The organism is Halomonas sp. KO116 (assembly GCF_000734975.2).
GTDB lineage: Bacteria > Pseudomonadota > Gammaproteobacteria > Pseudomonadales > Halomonadaceae > Vreelandella > Vreelandella glaciei.
On the sequence record NZ_CP011053.1, the window covers coordinates 179,422 to 198,394 of the forward strand.

Genomic DNA, 18,973 nt, shown 5'->3' on the forward strand with positions numbered 1-18,973 from the left:
TGCTAGTCTGAACGTCCAATAGCCTGACTCAGTTGATATGCTCCATACACTGGCCAAGGCTCCTATTGCTACGGTTGGCGCACGACCCTAAGGTAGGGCGTCTTAGTGTTCCAACCTTCGGGAAAGTGTTGCTTGGCGTCATCATTTGATAGCGATGGCGAGATGATGACATCGTCACCGTTTTGCCAGTCAACGGGCGTGGCCACTTTGTGTTTGTCGGTTAACTGCAGCGAATCAAGAACCCGCAGTATCTCGTCGACATTACGTCCAGTGCTGGGCGGATACGTCAAAGTGAGACGAATTTTCTTGTCAGAATCGATGATGAAGACCGTACGCACCGTCAGTTTAGGATCGGCTTTCGGGTGAATCATTCCATACAGCTTCGCCACCACCTGATCTTCGTCAGCCAGCAAGGGGTAGTTCAGAGCTGCGCCCTGAGTCTGTTCAATATCCCTCGCCCAGTCGTGGTGAGAGCTAAGTGGATCCACCGAAACCCCAACCAGCTTGGCTCCCCGCTGGGTGAATTCGAGCTTTCGCTTGGCAAACGCGCCCAGTTCTGTGGTGCATACTGGCGTAAAATCAGCGGGGTGCGAGAACAGCACCGCCCAGCTGTCGTCAAGCCATTGGTGAAAGTTGACCGTGCCTTGCGTGGATTCGATCGTGAAGTTTGGTGCTGTCTCGCCCAGTTGTAGCGCCATGGAAATGTCCTCATGTCATTCATTGAGTAGCCACCATAACTTTGAAGTCAACTTTAAGGTCAAGCCTGATGTGTAATATTTGCAGTTCGGTAGGAGACAAATAATTTGCCAATAAAGGTTGACCTTAAAGTAGCTGTAAGCCTTAAAATTCTTATGGCGCTAAAATGGACATGATAGGAGGTAGCACCATGGGATTGGTATCAATACCCTTGTTGGCTGTCTCCATAACTTAAGTTGCGATAACACATTGGAATCTCTCTCTTCCATCGGCTTGGTCGGCGCCTTTATCGGCGGATTGGTCTCCTTCTTCTCGCCCTGCACGCTGCCCCTGTTACCGGCCTACCTGTCGGTGGTCACAGGCGGTAGTGCCGGTAAAGCCGACAGGCGGTTAGAGGCATTGACCCTCAGTGCCTTCTTCGTCTTCGGCTTCAGCATCGTGTTCATCCTACTCGGGCTCGGCGCCAGTAGTATCGGGCAACTGATGCGAGGGTATCGTCAAGAATTCAACTGGGTTGCCGGCTCGGCGGTGATCGTGCTGGGCCTCTTCATGACCGGCGTGTTCCGGTTGCCGCTTTTCCAGCGTACCTTTCAGTTCACCCCCAATGTCCAGGGTGGCTCCCCGCTGTCGGCGACTGTGTTCGGGATCTCTTTTGCCATCGGTTGGACGCCTTGTATCGGCCCCATCCTGGGCGCCATCCTGATGGCCACGTCCAACGCTGCTAGTGCTCAGGCTGGAATGATATATCTCAGTGCCTACTCGGCTGGCCTAGCGCTACCTTTTCTTGCCAGCACTTTACTGATTAACCGATTCGCTCTGCATCGGCAAAGCCTAGGAAGGTGGAGCGCCTATGCTCGCCCCGTGGCGGGCACGATTGTGATCCTGATGGGCATCGCCATCGTTACGGGGTATATGACACGGCTTTCCAGTATCATGGTCGACCTTTTCCCCTCCCTGGCAACCTTGGGGTAGGCTAATTGTAAGTTGTTTAGTTTCTCCAAAATGAGGCTCTTAGCGAGGTGCTTATAACATTTACATTACCATTAATGACTATTTAATAGCTCTTTTTTCTGCATTACCTTTAACTTTTTTTACCAAAGTTTTGTATCTTTTTTGTTTTTTATTTTATAGATTTAATTTTCCTGAAAGCCTTTGTGAAAATGCCCTAAATGCACTGCAAAATACTGAAATAAAGCGTGATTATTGCTGCGCGATCATTTAGGAAGCTTGGCCGCAAATTCTGAGTGCAACACCTGACCAAACCGGTAAGGTGTTGACCCCATGTCATATTCTGAACTTTGCATAGAAGAGCGTGCGACGATCCAAGTCAGCCTCGCACAAGGCTTGAGCATCAGGAAGATAGCAGCCCTGCTTGAGCGGTCCCCGGCGACGATCAGTCGAGAGATACGGCGCAATGGATCGTCCGATGGCCATTACCGCCCGTCACACGCGCAACAGCGCCGTCATGACCGCCGAGACAATTGTCGACCAAGGCGAAAACTGTTTCCGGGCAGCCCTCGGTTCGCACTGATTCAGTACATGCTGCGTCGGCGCTTGTCACCCGAGCAGGTTAGCGGCAAGCTCAGGAATATGAATATCCCTGACCTCCGAGACGCCTACGTCTGCCGTGAAACGATCTACAGTGCTATCTACGCGTTGCCCGTCGGTGAGCTGCGAAAGGAACTGATTCACTGCTTGCGGCAAGGAAAATCCACCCGTAAGCCCCGACGTGGGCAAGTTGATCGACGCAACCAGATTCCTGATATGGTCAGCATCCACCTCCGCCCTCCCGAGGTAGAGAAACGTGAATTTCCCGGGCACTGGGAAGGCGACCTGATCAAAGGCAAGGGCAACGCATCGGCTGTCGGAACCCTGGTAGAACTGAAAAGCGGTTACCTGATCCTGGCGAAGATGAACGATGCGACCGCCACCTCGGCCGTGGAAGGCTTTAGCGCTGCGCTGAACCGGATGCCATTGGCTGCGCGGAAGAGCATGACGTATGACCAGGGGCGCGAGATGACGCAGCACGCCAAGATTACCCAGAATACCGGTATTGCCATTTATTTTTGCGACCCACATAGTCCGTGGCAGAGAGGCGCCAACGAAAATATCAATGGTCTCATACGGCAGTACTTGCCCAAGGGAACGGATCTATCGGTCTATACCCAGCAAGAACTGGATGAGATCGCACTTGAGTTGAACATGCGCCCCCGAAAGCGCTTCGACTTCAAGTGCCCTATTGAGGTGATGAGCGAGCAGATGGCGAAGTACCATGAGGCCCTGTCATCTATACATTGACGGTGTTGCACTCAGTGTCTGCATCCGCCAAGTCTTGTTATATGAGTCTTTTTTCAATAGAATGCCCGACTATGAAATTATATACCCGGTTTTTTATTGTATTTATTTTGAGTTTTGCACTTCCCGTAACGGGAACGGCGCAAACCCTTATGATGACCGGTTCTTTCTCCATGGATCATTCGAATGTTTACGTTACCCCGGAGTCTAGTTTCTCGGGGGACACCGAGCATGAATGCTGTTCGCAGCACGAACGAGATGACTTTGCCGACTGCAAGAGCGGCAAGGAATGTAAAACCAGCAGCCTGCTCCAGGTAGCTGTTATCAAAAGCCTGCCGTTTTCGCCCAGCCAGCTCCCTCTTGTGTTGGCAATAAATTTTGTGCGGTCCCTCGCACCAGATGCCGTTTGGCATCCTCCCCGCAGCTGATTCCTATTATGTAATGAATATCATCCGGCGCCCCTGAAGCTTTCGGATGGTCATCGCGTGCCTTTGGTTCGCGCTGGAACATAAACGGAATCAATCACCATGAAATACCGAATCAATTGGCTTCGTGCGTGCACGGCCGCCCTATTCGTCAGCTCGCTTGGCTTTCCTGGGTTGTCAGTCGCACTTACTTTGGAGCAAGCCTTGAATTTGGCTGAGCGTGAAGCTCCTTCGTTGGCTGCTCAAGCGGCCAATCAGCAGGCGACACGCAGTGCGGCCATCCCCGCCGGAGAACTGCCGGATCCCAAGTTGAGATTAGGACTGCAAAACACTCCCATTGAAGGCGAATCACGCTGGGAGCTTGGCAATGAGCCGATGACCATGCAGATGGTCGGTGTAATGCAGGAAGTCCCTAACCGTGATAAGCGCCGGGCACGAATTGATGCAGCGGATGCTGCTGCGACGGTCGCTGATGCGGAGCAGGCCATTGAGCTTCTTCAGGTACGCCAGGAAACAGCAGACGCCTGGATCACTACCTTAGCGATCGAGCGCAAGCTGGCCCTGTTCAAACAGCTTTATGCTGAAAACGAACTGTTTTCCCGAGCAGTAACAGCGCGGCTTGCCGGAGGACGTGGTCAGCTAGCTGACAGCATACTGCCGAAACAGGAAGCTGTATTGCTAGCGGATCAGGAGGACTTGTTACGGCGCAACGAAACAGCAGCCCGGGCCGCACTAAGCCGCTGGATTGGCCCGGCCGCCAGCCAGCCACTGACCGGTGGCTGGCCACAATGGCAGGACGATTTAGCTCATTACCAGTACAACCTGGAACGGCATCCGCAGTTGCTGGCATTCAATCCGATGACGCGTCAGGCACAGGCTGAAATTGCTGAAGCCGTCGCTGAGAAAACTCCTGATTGGGGCTGGGGCGTGGATTACCAGCGGCGCGGTCGTGATTTCGGCGATATGGTTAGCCTCAGCGTCAATTTTGATCTACCCGTATTTTCCGGTTCACGTCAAGATCCCATTATTGATTCTGAACGCTCTCGTCTGGCCCAGCTTGAAGCAGAACGAGAGGCAGTGTTGCGTAGGTACAACCAATCATTGGCAACTGATCTGGCTGAATACCAGCGGCTTGTTCAAAGCTTGGCTCGGCTTGAGCAGGCTTTGCTGCCGCTGGCTGAAGAGAAGGTGCGACTAGCTATGGCGGATTATCGTGCCGGTAGCGGTGAACTCATGGCCGTCATCAGTGCTCGGCAAGAGCTGGTTGAAACCCGCTTGCGCCGCGTTGATTTGGCTCGGGATCGCTCGTTAACCAATGCTCGCCTACATTTCGCTTTCGGAGATAACCAGCCATGATATTCAAAATCAAGCGACGAGCGTTGCTGATCGGCTGGCCCAGGGTTCTTGGATTTACAGGCCTTGTCGGACTTTCGTTGGCGACGTTGCCCGCTCACGCTCAGGCAGACGAACAGCAAGATAAAGAAGTGCTGTACTGGTACGACCCCATGTATCCCCAGCAGCGCTTCGACGAGCCTGGTCCATCGCCCTTCATGGATATGGATTTGGTGCCTCGTTATGCCGATGAAGGTGGCGATGGCGCCTCCATGTCAATCGACCCTGGCATTATGCAGAACCTGGGGATGCGTGTAGCTACCGTAACGCGTGAGTCTGTCAGTGAGATTGTTACCGCGGCTGGAATCCTGACATTTGATGAGCGTGATGTTGCCATAGTTCAGGCGCGTAGCGGCGGTTTCGTCGAGCGGGTTTATGGCCTAGCGCCGGAAGACGTAGTGGAAAAAGGGGCACCGTTGGCCGATTTTCTGGTGCCTGCGTGGGTCGCTGCACAGGAGGAGTATCTCGCCCTGCGCAGTTTGGACGAGCCACAACTTTTAGAGGCAGCTCACCAACGAATGCGCCTGGCAGGTATGCCGGCTGAGTACATTACGCAACTGGAACGTGGTGCAAAAGCGATATCAGTATGGACCGTCAGTAGCCCCATCAGCGGCGTGCTGCGAACGCTTGAGGTGCGCGAAGGTATGACGTTGCCTGCTGGCGCGCCGCTGGCGCGCATCAACGGCTTGGAAACCGTCTGGCTTGAAGTAGCGGTGCCCGAGTCTCAGATGAGCGTATTGGCAATGGGTCAACCTGTCGAAGCTAGGCTTCCAGCGTTTCCAGGTGAAGCGTTGCAAGGAACGATTGAGACTATCTTATCAGAAGCCAACCTGGACAGCCGAACAGTACGAGTCCGAATTGAGCTGCCTAATCCTGAGCAACGTCTGCGCCCTGGCATGACCGCTGAAGTAACGTTGACCCGCAGCGATGAGATGGCACTGGTCTTGCCCACCGAGGCTGTGATCCGCACCGGTCGGCGTACTCTTGTCATGGTGACTGAAGGAGAAGGTAAATATCGCCCGATAGAAGTACGAACTGGCCGTGAAGCTGGTGGTAAAACAGAAGTGCTTGAAGGGCTGGAGGAAAATCAGCAGGTAGTCGCTTCTGGTCAGTTCCTGCTTGACTCAGAAGCCAGTCTGCGCGGGTTAACTACCCAAATGAATCAGCCAGTATCGGCTCCTGAGCCTGCATTGCACGAGGCTGAAGGTACCATCATTACTTTGGAAGAGGGTGCGATTGTGCTATCTCACGGCCCCTTCAAAACACTTAATATGCCAGGTATGACAATGTCTTTTCCAATCGCAGAGGAGTCTTTGCTGCAAGACCTGGCTCAGGACGACAGGGTGCGTGTAGGCGTTAGCGAAAGTGATGAAGGGCTGGTGATTAAGCGAATCGAAAAACTGGGAGGCCAGTTATGATCGCAGCAATCATCCGTTGGTCGGTCGTCAACCGTTTTCTGGTGCTACTTGCCACGCTTTTTTCTGTGGCATGGGGCATTTGGTCAGTACAGAACACGGCGGTTGATGCACTACCGGATCTCTCTGATGTGCAGGTCATTATCCGTACGCCCTATGCTGGGCAGGCGCCACAGATCGTTGAGAATCAGGTTACTTACCCGTTGACAACCACCATGCTATCGGTGCCTGGGGCCAAAACGGTGCGGGGCTACTCATTCTTCGGTGATAGCTACGTCTATGTATTGTTTGACGACGATACCGATCTGTACTGGGCTCGCTCCCGAGTGCTTGAATATTTAAGTCAGGTACAAAGCCGGCTGCCGGCTGGTGTTGCCCCAACGCTAGGGCCTGATGCGACGGGGGTAGGCTGGATTTTCCAGTACGCACTGGTCGATCGCACCGGCGCCCATGACCTTTCGCAATTGCGCTCATTACAGGATTGGTTTCTGCGCTATGAGCTGAAGACACTGCCGAATGTTGCCGAGGTGGCACCAATCGGCGGAATGGTCAAACAGTACCAAGTGGTGCTTGATCCGGTGCGTATGGCTAATCGCAAAGTGACGCAGCAACAGGTTACCCAGGCAATTGACGCGGCCAATCGCGAAACGGGCGGTAGTGTGCTGGAGATGGGTGAGAGCGAGTTCATGGTGCGCGCCTCAGGCTATTTGGAGTCTCTTAATGATTTTCGCGACATCCCATTACGCCTGGAGAGTAGCGGTGTGCCGGTTACGTTGGGCGATGTAGCGCATGTCCAGTTAGGCCCGGAGATGCGCCGCGGCATTGCCGAACTCAACGGCGAAGGTGAAGTAGTTGGCGGCGTGGTAATTCTGCGCAGCGGCAAGAACGCCCGCGAAACCATCACGGCGGTGAAGGACAAATTGCAGGAGCTGAAGAAGAGCCTGCCTGACGGGGTGGAGATCGTCACCACCTACGACCGCAGCACCCTGATAGACAGCGCAGTGAAGAATCTTAGTTACAAGCTGCTTGAAGAGTTCATCATAGTTGCACTGGTTTGCCTGATTTTTCTTTGGCATTTTCGTTCTTCGCTGGTAGCGATTGTTTCGCTACCGGTGGGCATCCTTATCGCCTTTATCATTATGCAGCGCCAAGGGGTCAACGCCAATATTATGTCGTTGGGCGGGATCGCCATCGCCATCGGCGCGATGGTCGATGCGGCTATCGTGATGATTGAGAATGCACACAAGCACATCGAAGCCTGGCACAAGAAGCACCCAGACAAGGTGCTTAAGGGTGAAGCGCACTGGAAAGTCATTACTGATGCGTCGATTGAAGTGGGGCCGGCACTGTTTTTCAGCCTGTTGATCATCACCCTCTCGTTCATTCCGGTCTTTACGCTGGAAGCCCAGGAGGGGCGGTTGTTCGGCCCATTAGCTTTCACCAAAACCTATGCCATGGCAGCAGCAGCGGGCCTTTCGATTACATTGGTCCCGGTTCTGATGGGCTACTGGATTCGCGGCAAAATTCCGGATGAGCATCGCAACCCGATCAACCGTGGACTGATCTGGATCTACCAGCCGCCCCTTGAAGCGGTATTGCGATGGCCGAAGTCCACATTGCTGGTAGCATTGCTAGTGTTTCTGACTGTTCTTTGGCCGGCCTCGCGACTCGGCGGAGAGTTCTTACCGCCGCTTGACGAGGGAGACTTGCTCTATATGCCAACAGCGTTACCGAGCCTTTCGGTTCAGAAGGCCTCGGAGCTGTTGCAACAGACTGATCGGATGATCAAGTCGGTGCCGGAAGTTGAGCGGGTATTCGGCAAGGCCGGCCGCGCTGATACCGCGACCGACCCAGCGCCGTTAACTATGTTCGAGACCACTATCCAGTTCAAACCGAAAGACCAGTGGCGACCGGGCATGACACCGGAAAAACTGATGATTGAGCTGGACCAGGCGGTGCAGGTTCCGGGTCTGGCTAACTTGTGGATTCCACCAATCCGTAACCGCATTGATATGCTTGCCACCGGTATAAAAAGCCCCATAGGTGTCAAAGTATACGGCTCGGATCTGGTGCAAATCGATAAAATCACCCAGTCAGTGGAACGGATCGCCCAGACTATCCCAGGGGTAAGTTCCGCAGTCGCTGAACGCCTCACGGGCGGGCGTTACATTGATGTCGACATTGAACGCAGCTCAGCAGCACGTTACGGGCTGAACATCTCCGACGTTCAATCCATCGTTGCTGGTGCGGTTGGTGGCGCGAATATTGGTGAAACCGTAGAAGGACTGGCGCGCTATCCGATCAGCCTGCGCTATCCGCGCGAATGGCGTGACTCACTGGACGACCTGCGCAATTTGCCTATCTATACTCCTCAAGGCAGCCAGATCACATTAGGCACCGTGGCGCAAATCAAGGTCACCGACGGCCCGCCCATGTTGAAGAGCGAAAACGCCCGCCTGACAGGCTGGGTCTATGTCGACGTTCGCGACCGAGACATGGCCACGGTAGTGAAAGATATTCGTGCCAAGATCAATGATGAAATAGAGCTCGAGTCCGGCATGAGTATTCGTTATTCAGGCCAATTTGAATTCATGGAACGAGCCAACGCGAAACTCAAACTGGTGGTGCCAGCAACGATAGTCATCATCTTCGTGTTGCTTTATTTGATATTTAAACGCTTTAGCGAAGCGCTATTGATTCTGGCTACCCTTCCGTTCGCCCTTACAGGCGGGGTCTGGATACTGTATTTGCTCGATTACAATTTATCGGTCGCCACGGGTATCGGCTTCATTGCTCTGGCTGGAGTCTCTGCTGAGTTTGGTGTGATTATGTTGTTGTATCTGACCAACGCCTGGGTCGAGCGCAATAAAGCCGGTCATTTTGACGAACCAGCACTTTTTGGGGCGATCCGTGAGGGAGCCGTGCAGCGCGTTCGGCCTAAGGTGATGACCGTGGCAGTTATTATCGCCGGTTTGCTACCGATACTGCTAGGGAGTGGAACCGGAAGCGAGATTATGAGCCGCATCGCTGCGCCTATGGTCGGAGGGATGATCACTGCCCCACTACTGTCTTTGTTTGTCCTCCCAGCGGCTTATCTATTGATGAGACGCCGATCTATTCACCTAACCCATCCAACCTCTGGAGAAACACGATGAGAACCAAACTCGCATTAATGATAACCCTCGCGATAGCTCCTGCCGCTTTTGCTGGCGACATGAACGCGATGGAGCACGATCAGGATACTGCGATGGATAACATGCAGATGGATCAGAACGACGCTGCAGCTGAGATAGCCAAGGCTGCCGGCACCATACGTAAGATAAATATGGAGAAAGGAACCGTTACCATTGCTCATGGTCCGGTGCCAGAGCTCGAATGGCCGGCCATGACAATGGGGTTCAAGGCTACGCCTGAGCAGCTTATGAATCTCAAGGAAGGCGATGAGGTCGAGTTTGAATTCACGTCCAAGGGCATGGATTCGGTGATTACCTCAATTAACAGCGATTAGAACAATGCCGAATGACCACCGCTAAGGGGTGGCCACTCAGCAGCTTTTAGAAAGATGCAATTTGGTTAGACAAAAAACTACACCGCCATTGCTTGTTAATGTATTTAACCTGCCATTGATATCAATGGTAATTAATTTTTTTATAAAAAATTTAATGATTTTGAATTTCAGAGCACAGAGTGGTGTGAGAAAAACGGCGCTTAAAATTAACGTTACTGTAACGTTTAAATATAAGGCGGCTATAGGTAAAATAAGGAGATAGTTATGTTATTTAATAATCTAGCGAAAAAATGTGCTTAGTAGGTCTTTGCATGGGTATCACTGCAAGCCCGCTGGTGTTCGCCAATAACTCAATAGAGCTAAACAAAGATTGCTCTGCAGGGCATGCGGTAATTGTTAAGCCACAATCTCAGACTTCGTTGAGAACTGATGCGTTTACTAAAAATGATCTTTTATACGATAAAGGAAATCGTCAGTCGGATCAGAGGTTTATGGAAAAAATTACTGGAAGCTCATCAAATGTAGTCAGCTATAAACCGGAAGATTTGTTCCATGATGTGGGGGACGGCATTCGCTGGTAGTTAATAATTAGTAGGTAACATGCAGTTCATAGCTGTTATTATCATTTTTCTTAGCACCTCCCCTTGAGCTACCTGTCACATCAATCTGGTATTTCCCCGGTTGTAGCTGACTAACAAGTTCGAAGTGCCCCCGTGTGCTAGAAGCTTCTGCTTCTTGCTGTCCTACCTCGTTGAGTAGAACAGCTGAAATACGGTTGCCAGTACTGGTAAAGCCTGGAAAGTGATCACTATCCACTTTCAGCGTAGTCGCTTGTTCAATGTTCATATTGAAACGCTTGGGTTGCCCCTGGGCAAGCAGCTGTGTAGAAGACACTCCTCTTTCTAGTAAGGGCAGATCCTGGGTTGTATTCCCGAAGTTAGCCCATACAGATGTTGAAAAAATGGCTCTTCGACGCTGAGTGTGGAATTCATGCCCTGAGCTAGGCCAGAATATAGTCTCCACAACGACAGTAGGTATGACATGGACGGCACCCAAATTCTGACTCTCGGCCTGGGCTTGGAAGCGCCCTGGATCCTCAAGAACCAGCACCTGGATACCGCCGTGTCGCCCCACCGACTGGATCTCTATGTCGAGGCGGAGCGCGGTAGTCTCTACCCCTGTCCGGAGTGCGGTAAGGCCTGTCAAGCTCACGACTTTGCCGACAAAACCTGGCGGCATTTGAACTTCTTTCAGCATCACTGTTACCTGCATGCTCGCGTGCCTCGCACGAAGTGTCCTGAACATGGCGTCAAACGCATAGAAGTGCCCTGGGCGCGGCCGGGCAGCGACTTCACCCTGCTGTTTGAGCAAGCGGCCATGTCACTGGTCAAAGAGATGCCGGTGCTGGCCGTCTCGCCAGTTGGAGATTTCCGACAAACGACTATGGCGCATCGTGCATCACTACGTAGGCCGAATGCTGGGGGAACTGGATCTGTCCCGGGTGGCGACGGTCGGCGTGTACGAAACCGCGTCCCGGCGCGGCCATCGCTATGTCCCGGTATTCCTCGACATGCAGTGCAAGCAGGCACCGGTGATCTTCGCTGTTCCAGGCTGCGGCAAGGATGCCATCCAAGCATTTAGCGCCTTCCTGACAACCCATGGCGGCAATACGGACAATGTGGTCGAGGTAGTCTGCGACATGTCGCCCGCCTTCCTTAGCGGCATCACCAAGCACCTTCCCAAGGCAGAGGTAACGGTCGACTGGTTCCATATCGTGCAGACCTTTACCAAGCGGCTGGACGAGGTCCGCAAGAAAGAGCGCCGCGAGCAGGAACACCCTAAATCGCTGCGCTGGGCACTGCTGAAAAATCTGGACAACGAGAACCTGAGACCTAAACAGTTGGCGGCGCTCCAGGAGTTGGTAGCCGATCAGAGCGCCACGGCCGATGCCTGGATAATCAAGGAAAAGCTACGCTGGATCCAGAAGGCCCCAACGCCCAGAGCGGCTCGGTGGCGCATCACGAACTACCTCAAAGTTATGCAAGCGGCGGTTTCTGAAAAGTCACTACTGAAGCCGATGGGAAAGGCCTTGGTGACACTTGAGCGGCACGCGGAAGCAGTGGTTAGGCGCTGGCACTCGGGACTGACGAACGCAAGACTGGAAGGGATGAACGGCCTGTTTCAGGCGGCTCGGTCACGCGCACGTGGCTATCGGAACGAGGCTAACTTCATCGCCATGATCTATCTGATTGGCAGCCCGGCGGGCCGCCTATTCGATCAGGCTAAATCCACATGAAGTGACGAAGAACTTTTTTTGCTAAAAAACCACTAAATTCAGCTTCAATTCATACTCTAAGGTTATTATTAAATTGTAAATAACCAACGGAGTAAACCACCATGAAAATTAAAGCAATTGTTTTTAGTGCAGTAGTAGCAAGTATCCTCTCTACACCTGTATTAGCGAGCTTAGGCAATACAACACAGAATCTTCCCTTACTAGAAAGAGGCGTATCTTCTACACAGATGCTTGCTCAGGGGCACTCGAAGCGTTTCAATATTAATATTGAACAAGCGACTACCCTCCAAGTGACAAGTGAACATTTTCCGGGCATTACAAGCACTGGCAACCGCATTTCAGCTGTTCTTTATAATGAGGCGGGACAGCAGGTAGCAGAAGCTTCCAGCCCACGGGGGCACTTCGAACTTATTCGTCAGCTGCAACCTGGAAATTATCAGCTTGAGGTGAGTGGTAGCTCATTGGGAGGTAATAACCAAAGTGACAGTAACCGTTATGAACTACATGTCGCCTATTGATATCCTTTAGTCTTGACATGAATTAAGAAGGTCAGCCATGAGCTGACCTTTTTTATGAAAAACTAGTATCTCGGCAAACAAATTCAGCTTTAATTCAGGAATTTTCGCTAACTTTATAGTGCCGCAATCGGCGTAATAACAAGACAATTCATAAAGAGGTGTCATCATGTGGAATAACAAGAAGATTCCCTTGGTCAGCATGACGGTTATGGCCTTGGCAATCGGCTCGACGTATGTTTCGGCCCTGGAAACCCAAGTGGGAGAAACCACCGTGGGGCTGTATGGTTACGCTAGGCTCAATATGGCCTACAGCTTCGATCAAGATGCCGGATCGGCTAACGAAGGTTACTTTGGAGATATCGAAAGGTCGGAAGATAAGGTCGGAGATCAGTTCCAGGCATCTGCCACACAGAGCCGTATCGGCTTTCGGACCAGTACGCCTGTCGAGGGGAGCACGCTTTACACCGTAATCGAAGGGGACTTCTGGTCCTATAATGATGATAATTCGCGCTTCAGATTACGGCATGCCTATGGTTCCTGGAATGGGATCCTTGCCGGACAGACCTGGTCGAATTACAACACCTTCGTCGCCGCCACGCCCACACTGGATTTCCTCGGCACGGCGGGAAGCAATGGCTATGGGTCGCGCCTAGCCCAGTTGCGCTACACCATGGGAGGATTCTCGATAGCTGCGGAGGATCCAAAGGCACAGCTGGCGGAGAACATCGATGGCTCCGTGCCAGAAGATGATTTGCTACCGGATAATGACGATGCCGTATCATCGATGCCCGCGTTGAGCCTGCGCTATGAAGATAGTATGGGTGACTTTTCCTACTCAATCGCCGGCATCGCCCGGCAGCTGAAGTACGATACCGGAAGCGAAAAGGATACGGAAATGGGCTATGGGGCCTTCGCCGCAGGCGCCTATCATGCCGGACCGGTGACCTTGAGAGCGATCGTGAACGCCAGCGAGGGGGCGAACAGTTACCTCTATCTGTCTGGCGATTACTTCAACGGTGCCGATGCCTACGTTGATACCAACGGCAAACTGCAAACGCTATCTGGCGATGGCGGAGCCCTTGGTCTTTCTTATCAAATATCACCACAGTATTCACTGAACGCGTCCCATGGCTATACCGATGTCGAATTGGGCGACCCTACCGTAGGTGGGAATGCAGGTAGAAAGAACAAGAATACATTTCTTAATCTGATGTGGACTCCCAACGAACGCTTGATGTACGGAATTGAGTACGGCTATTTCGAAACGGAGTTGGCCGATGGCCGTGAAGAAGATGCGAGCCGTGTGATGGTGGCTGCCCAGTATAGTTTCTAGGGTGAGTTAGTAGCATAGCAGAGAAGCTGTTTTGATCGATTGCTTGGGCGTATGCCCAAGCTTTTTTATGGTTCTTCGTCACTTCATGTGGGGCCTGATCGAACAGGCGACCCACAATACCACTGTCACTAAACTGAATAAGAAAGATCAGTCGCGTCGGGAACACTCTTGATGACCAAATCGATACAGATGAAGTCGCGCATGGCCTGGCTGTCTCAAAGTTATGCAAGCGGCGGTTTCTGAAAAGTCACTACTGAAGCCGATGGGAAAGGCCTTGGCGACACTTGAGCGGCACGCGGAAGCAGTGGTTAGGCGCTGGCACTCGGGACTGACGAACGCAAGACTGGAAGGGATGAACGGCCTTTTTCAGGCGGCTCGGTCACGCGCACGTGGCTATCGGAACGAGGCTAACTTCATCGCCATGATCTATCTGATTGGCAGCCCGGCGGGCCGCCTATTCGATCAGGCTAAATCCACATGAAGTAACGAAGAACCGAAAAAATGCTGGCTGCTAGCGTTCCAAAAATTAATAGATTTAATTTTTATGTTAATTACTCTAGCCCGGTTTTCTCACAGGGTATAAAAGAAAGCGGCTGAAAGAGCTATGATTTCAAGAACCTAACCAATCCATCAAACACCAACAGCCGCTTCCAAAATGGTACCTGAAAAGCTCACCTTCTAGCCATTCTCACGCCGCCAAATTGAAGCCGACTTCTCTGGGGGCCACATTACGTCAGACGCCGGATTACTCCTGCTTCGTGAAGTCGATAAACAGTATCGCCTGACACGCCGCTTGGCCGCCGTGCTTCATGATCCCCGCGCACCGGAACAGATTCGTCATAAGCTCGACACTCTGGTTCGTCAGCGGGTGTTCGGTGTCGCTGCTGGCTACGAAGATTTCAACGACCATGAGGCCCTACGTTATGACCAGGCGCTTCAGACGGCGCTCGGTGAAGTGGAGGCGCTGGCGGGCAAGTCGACGCTGTGCCGGGTGGAACAGCACGCCGATTGGCAAGCAATAGTGAAGGCCCATGAGGTGCTGTGGCACCACTTCATCGAGCAGCACGAGGAGCCACCGACAGAAATCGTGCTGGACTTTGATGGTACTGATATCCCGGTTCACGGCGAGCAGCCGGGCAAGTTCTTCAACGGCTACTACGACCACCATTGCTACTTCCCGCTGTATGTCTTCTGTGGTCGCCACTTACTGGTGAGCTATCTGCGCACCAGTGACCGAAGCGACAGCCGCCATAGCTGGACCATCCTCTCACTACTGGTACGCTTTATCCGTCAATATTGGCCTGATACCCGTATCGTGTTACGAGGTGATAGCCACTTTTGTCGTCCCCAGATGCTGAACTGGTGCGATCGGCATCACGTCGACTACATCGTGGGAATCGCCAAGAACAACCGACTGCTCAAGGAAGTGGATGTGCCCATGATGCTGGTACGCAAAACCCAATGGCAGGTGGGAGAAAAAGTGGCAGGGACGTTCCGCTTCCCGTATCAAGCCCACTCCTGGCAATGCCCACGCTGAGTGGTGGCTCGTCTAGAAGAGAGCGAGCTGGGCTCCAACCCCCGGTTTATCATCAGTTCCCGTTACGATGACAGCTTCAAGCTTTACTACGCGCAGTACTTGCTCGAGACAACATGGAAAACTGAATCAAAGATCAACAACTGAGCCTGTTCGCTGACCGGACCTCCAGTACGCACTGGTGGGCCAATCAGTGGCGGCTGATGCGGCTAATCTTGTCAGGCTTCGCCTATACGCTGTTCGAGCGGTTACGGACTTACCTGAAGAAAACGTCCTTCGCGCGCATGAGCCCGAGCAACCTGAGGCTCAAGCTCATCAAAGTGGGGGCGGTCATCATCCGCAATACGTGCCGCATCCGAGTGCTGATGAGTGACAGCTATCCTTATAAAACGGCGCTATCCAACCTCGTCAGGCGGTTGGTGCCGAACTGACTGCTCGGGCGCCCCCCGGCCCGACGCAATGGGGGGAAGGGGGAAGTGTGTCTGAACGACGGAAAGTGATTAAAAAGTAGCCAATGTAAGTCTAGCCAGTAGATGTTTAGCGGTGTGACAGCCTGAGTTCGGTACTGGCTGAGAGGCTATGAGAAATCCGGACTAATTGCTTTAATTAGGAGCTCGTGGCGAGGTAACTTACAAGCGCAGCGAACGTTTCAGTGTTTTTTTGACAAAAAATTTATTATAGTAGGCCTTCCTGAATCCTAGCTGAATAATAAAAATTACGGCAAGTAACGCACAGCTACCTGGTTTATTTTTATATTTTTTGATTAGTTACCAGGTTCCCTTTCCTTGATTTATCTTTTAGGTTGTTCTAGCTTTATTATGCCAAGCAAGAACTATGGTAAATAAAATTTGATTTAATAAATGGAGAACCGAGATGGACTTCAAAAAATACGAAAACTGCATTGAAGCTTGTCACATATGCGCTGCTTATTGCGACAAGTGTGCAACTGAGTGTCTAAAAGAAGACAACGTAAAAATGATGGCGGAATGTATTCGCCTTAACATGCAATGTGCTCAAATTTGTCGGTTAGCCGCCTCATTTATGGCACAAGAAAGTGAGTTTGCGCACGAGATCTGCCGTCTATGTGCCGACATTTGTAAGAAATGTGGTGATGAGTGTGAAAAACATGATGCATCCCACTGCCAAGAGTGTGCCCAAGCTTGTCACCGCTGCGCTGAAGAATGTGCCGCAATGGCCAGCTAAGCTCTAAGCCAGCCGGGGCGAGCGCTCCGGCTCGACGTGAACTTCTATGGAGAAATTCATTTGCTTTAACTCAGGCTTTCAAATTATTGAGGTAATTATTTTGAAATAAACTCTAGTAGAAGCAAGCCTACTGCGAGCCTCTTTTAAGGAAACACTGCATAAATACGACCGTTGCTGCCTAAGTGCCACCGGCAGGGCAAAATACAGTTTTCCACTACCCGCCAGAGTTCTCGATGAAACAGATCTCGTTTGCTCAGGCTGAGCACCAGAACAATAAGAAGGTCACCCGCCGGGAACGGTTCCTGGGACAGATGTTGCGGATCTACTTCCTTCAGCAATGGTATGCACTGGTCGACGAAGCGCTTGAAGATGCCATCTATGACAGCCAGGCCATGCGCGACTTCATCTGTATCGATTTGGTCATCAAAAGTGTTCCCGACGCGACTGATCTTTCTTATTCAGTTTAGTGACAGTGGTATTGTGGGTCGCCTGTTCGATCAGGCCCCACATGAAGTGACGAAGAACCATAAAAAAGCTTGGGCATACGCCCAAGCAATCGATCAAAACAGCTTCTCTGCTATGCTACTAACTCACCCTAGAAACTATACTGGGCAGCCACCATCACACGGCTCGCATCTTCTTCACGGCCATCGGCCAACTCCGTTTCGAAGTAGCCGTACTCAATTCCGTACATCAAGCGTTCGTTGGGAGTCCACATCAGATTAAGAAATGTATTCTTGTTCTTTCTACCTGCATTCCCACCTACGGTAGGGTCGCCCAATTCGACATCGGTATAGCCATGGGACGCGTTCAGTGAATACTGTGGTGATATTTGATAAGAAAGACCAAGGGCTCCGCCATCGCCAGATAGCGTTTGCAGCTTACCGTTGGTATCGACGTAGGCATCGGCACCGTTGAAGTAATCGCCAGACAGATAGAGGTAACTGTTCGCCCCCTCGCTGGCGTTCACGATCGCTCTCAAGGTCACCGGTCCGGCATGGTAGGCACCTGCGGCGAAGGCCCCATAGCCCATTTCCGTATCCTTTTCGCTTCCGGTATCGTACTTCAGCTGCCGGGCGATGCCGGCGATTGAGTAGGAAAAGTCACCCATACTATCTTCATAGCGCAGGCTCAACGCGGGCATCGATGATACGGCATCGTCATTATCCGGTAGCAAATCATCTTCTGGCACGGAGCCATCGATGTTCTCCGCCAGCTGTGCCTTTGGATCCTCCGCAGCTATCGAGAATCCTCCCATGGTGTAGCGCAACTGGGCTAGGCGCGACCCATAGCCATTGCTTCCCGCCGTGCCGAGGAAATCCAGTGTGGGCGTGGCGGCGACGAAGGTGTTGTAATTCGACCAGGTCTGTCCGGCAAGGATCCCATTCCAGGAACCATAGGCATGCCGTAATCTGAAGCGCGAATTATCATCATTATAGGACCAGAAGTCCCCTTCGATTACGGTGTAAAGCGTGCTCCCCTCGACAGGCGTACTGGTCCGAAAGCCGATACGGCTCTGTGTGGCAGATGCCTGGAACTGATCTCCGACCTTATCTTCCGACCTTTCGATATCTCCAAAGTAACCTTCGTTAGCCGATCCGGCATCTTGATCGAAGCTGTAGGCCATATTGAGCCTAGCGTAACCATACAGCCCCACGGTGGTTTCTCCCACTTGGGTTTCCAGGGCCGAAACATACGTCGAGCCGATTGCCAAGGCCATAACCGTCATGCTGACCAAGGGAATCTTCTTGTTATTCCACATGATGACACCTCTTTATGAATTGGTTTGTTTTTACGCCGATTGCGGCACTATAAGGTTAGCGAAAATTCCTGAATTAAAGCTGAATTTGTTTGCCGAGATACTAGTTTTTCATAAAAAAGGTCAGCTCATGGCTGACCTTCTTAATTCATGTCAAGACTAAAGGATATCAATAGGCGACATGTAGTTCATAACGGTTACTGTCACTTTGGTTATTACCTCCCAATGAGCTACCACTCACCTCAAGCTGATAATTTCCAGGTTGCAGCTGACGAATAAGTTCGAAGTGCCCCCGTGGGCTGGAAGCTTCTGCTACCTGCTGTCCCGCCTCATTATAAAGAACAGCTGAAATGCGGTTGCCAGTGCTTGTAATGCCCGGAAAATGTTCACTTGTCACTTGGAGGGTAGTCGCTTGTTCAATATTAATATTGAAACGCTTCGAGTGCCCTTGTGCAAGAATCAGCGTAGAAGATACGCCTCTTTCAAGCGTCGGAGCGCCTTGAGAGGTGTTACCTAAGCTAGCCAAGACAGGTGTAGATAGTATAGTTGCTACCGTTGCGCCAAAAATAATTGCTTTAAATTTCATGGTGGTTTACTCC

General features: G+C 51.9%; 15 protein-coding genes and 4 pseudogenes. 15 read left to right on the plus strand and 4 right to left on the minus strand.

All coding sequences use genetic code 11. From position 1 onward, the window contains the following. Positions 1-68: 68 nt before the first annotated feature. The gene (locus KO116_RS22225) at positions 69-698 is read right to left on the minus strand and encodes a peroxiredoxin (RefSeq protein WP_035563020.1); all 630 of its coding nucleotides are present in this window, start codon (positions 696-698) and stop codon (positions 69-71) included. A 247-nt stretch (positions 699-945) separates the two neighbouring features. Between KO116_RS22225 and KO116_RS22230 the strand changes: the two genes are divergently transcribed. From KO116_RS22230 to KO116_RS22265, 8 genes are all read left to right on the plus strand, one after another. Further along, positions 946-1,668: a cytochrome c biogenesis CcdA family protein gene (locus KO116_RS22230; protein ID WP_035563023.1), complete on the plus strand. Its 723-nt coding sequence runs from the start codon at positions 946-948 to the stop codon at positions 1,666-1,668. Positions 1,669-1,977: 309 nt separating this feature from the next. Beyond that, the gene (locus KO116_RS22235; RefSeq protein WP_035565389.1) at positions 1,978-2,994 is read left to right on the plus strand and encodes an IS30 family transposase; all 1,017 of its coding nucleotides are present in this window, start codon (positions 1,978-1,980) and stop codon (positions 2,992-2,994) included. Positions 2,995-3,065: 71 nt separating this feature from the next. After that, entirely contained in the window at positions 3,066-3,419 is a 354-nt protein-coding gene (locus KO116_RS25220; protein WP_144408649.1) for a hypothetical protein, read from the plus strand. A gap of 99 nt (positions 3,420-3,518) precedes the next feature. After that, a complete protein-coding gene (locus KO116_RS22245) occupies positions 3,519-4,772 on the plus strand; it encodes a TolC family protein (RefSeq protein ID WP_035564332.1) in 1,254 nt (417 codons plus the stop codon). Beyond that, positions 4,769-6,226 carry an efflux RND transporter periplasmic adaptor subunit gene (locus KO116_RS22250; RefSeq protein ID WP_035564331.1) on the plus strand — a complete coding sequence of 486 codons (1,458 nt, stop codon included), beginning with the start codon at positions 4,769-4,771 and terminating at the stop codon, positions 6,224-6,226. The genes KO116_RS22245 and KO116_RS22250 overlap by 4 nt, the downstream gene beginning before the upstream one ends. Then, positions 6,223-9,378 (plus strand): efflux RND transporter permease subunit, encoded by a 3,156-nt coding sequence (locus tag KO116_RS22255; RefSeq protein WP_045812315.1) that lies wholly within the window; start codon positions 6,223-6,225, stop codon positions 9,376-9,378. The genes KO116_RS22250 and KO116_RS22255 overlap by 4 nt, the downstream gene beginning before the upstream one ends. Then, on the plus strand, positions 9,375-9,731 hold the full coding sequence (locus KO116_RS22260; RefSeq protein ID WP_035564328.1) for a copper-binding protein: 357 nt from the start codon (positions 9,375-9,377) through the stop codon (positions 9,729-9,731). Before KO116_RS22255 ends, KO116_RS22260 begins: the two co-directional genes overlap by 4 nt. A 311-nt stretch (positions 9,732-10,042) precedes the next feature. Continuing rightward, the gene (locus tag KO116_RS22265; RefSeq protein ID WP_127063333.1) at positions 10,043-10,312 is read left to right on the plus strand and encodes a hypothetical protein; all 270 of its coding nucleotides are present in this window, start codon (positions 10,043-10,045) and stop codon (positions 10,310-10,312) included. A gap of 7 nt (positions 10,313-10,319) precedes the next feature. Here KO116_RS22265 and KO116_RS22270 read toward each other — a convergent pair whose 3' ends face one another. Further along, positions 10,320-10,577: a hypothetical protein gene (locus tag KO116_RS22270; protein WP_127063332.1), complete on the minus strand. Its 258-nt coding sequence runs from the start codon at positions 10,575-10,577 to the stop codon at positions 10,320-10,322. Positions 10,578-10,772: 195 nt separating this feature from the next. On the opposite strand from KO116_RS22270, the pseudogene KO116_RS22275 reads away from it, so the two are divergent. The 7 genes and pseudogenes from KO116_RS22275 to KO116_RS22305 form a co-directional block, all read left to right on the plus strand. Beyond that, positions 10,773-12,027: pseudogene (locus KO116_RS22275) on the plus strand (ISL3 family transposase). Positions 12,028-12,128: 101 nt separating this feature from the next. Next, positions 12,129-12,545, plus strand: coding sequence for a hypothetical protein (locus KO116_RS22280; protein ID WP_144408650.1), 417 nt, complete (start codon positions 12,129-12,131; stop codon positions 12,543-12,545). Between the two features lie 166 nt (positions 12,546-12,711). Then, the gene (locus tag KO116_RS22285; protein ID WP_052703843.1) at positions 12,712-13,878 is read left to right on the plus strand and encodes a DcaP family trimeric outer membrane transporter; all 1,167 of its coding nucleotides are present in this window, start codon (positions 12,712-12,714) and stop codon (positions 13,876-13,878) included. Between the two features lie 250 nt (positions 13,879-14,128). Further along, positions 14,129-14,359 (plus strand): annotated as a pseudogene (locus KO116_RS22290) (transposase); the annotation flags it as partial. Between the two features lie 219 nt (positions 14,360-14,578). Then, positions 14,579-15,843, plus strand: a pseudogene (locus KO116_RS22295) (IS1380 family transposase). Between the two features lie 442 nt (positions 15,844-16,285). Further along, complete coding sequence (locus KO116_RS22300; protein WP_035565121.1) at positions 16,286-16,615, plus strand: four-helix bundle copper-binding protein; 330 nt, start codon at positions 16,286-16,288, stop codon at positions 16,613-16,615. 233 nt (positions 16,616-16,848) lie between these two features. Then, a pseudogene (locus KO116_RS22305) lies at positions 16,849-17,067 on the plus strand (transposase); the annotation flags it as partial. A 143-nt stretch (positions 17,068-17,210) separates the two neighbouring features. Here the strand turns inward: KO116_RS22305 and KO116_RS22310 are convergent. Together KO116_RS22310 and KO116_RS22315 are read right to left on the minus strand one after the other, a co-directional pair. Next, complete coding sequence (locus KO116_RS22310; protein ID WP_052703843.1) at positions 17,211-18,377, minus strand: DcaP family trimeric outer membrane transporter; 1,167 nt, start codon at positions 18,375-18,377, stop codon at positions 17,211-17,213. 166 nt (positions 18,378-18,543) lie between these two features. Then, on the minus strand, positions 18,544-18,960 hold the full coding sequence (locus KO116_RS22315) for a hypothetical protein (RefSeq protein WP_045812317.1): 417 nt from the start codon (positions 18,958-18,960) through the stop codon (positions 18,544-18,546). Positions 18,961-18,973 lie beyond the last annotated feature (13 nt).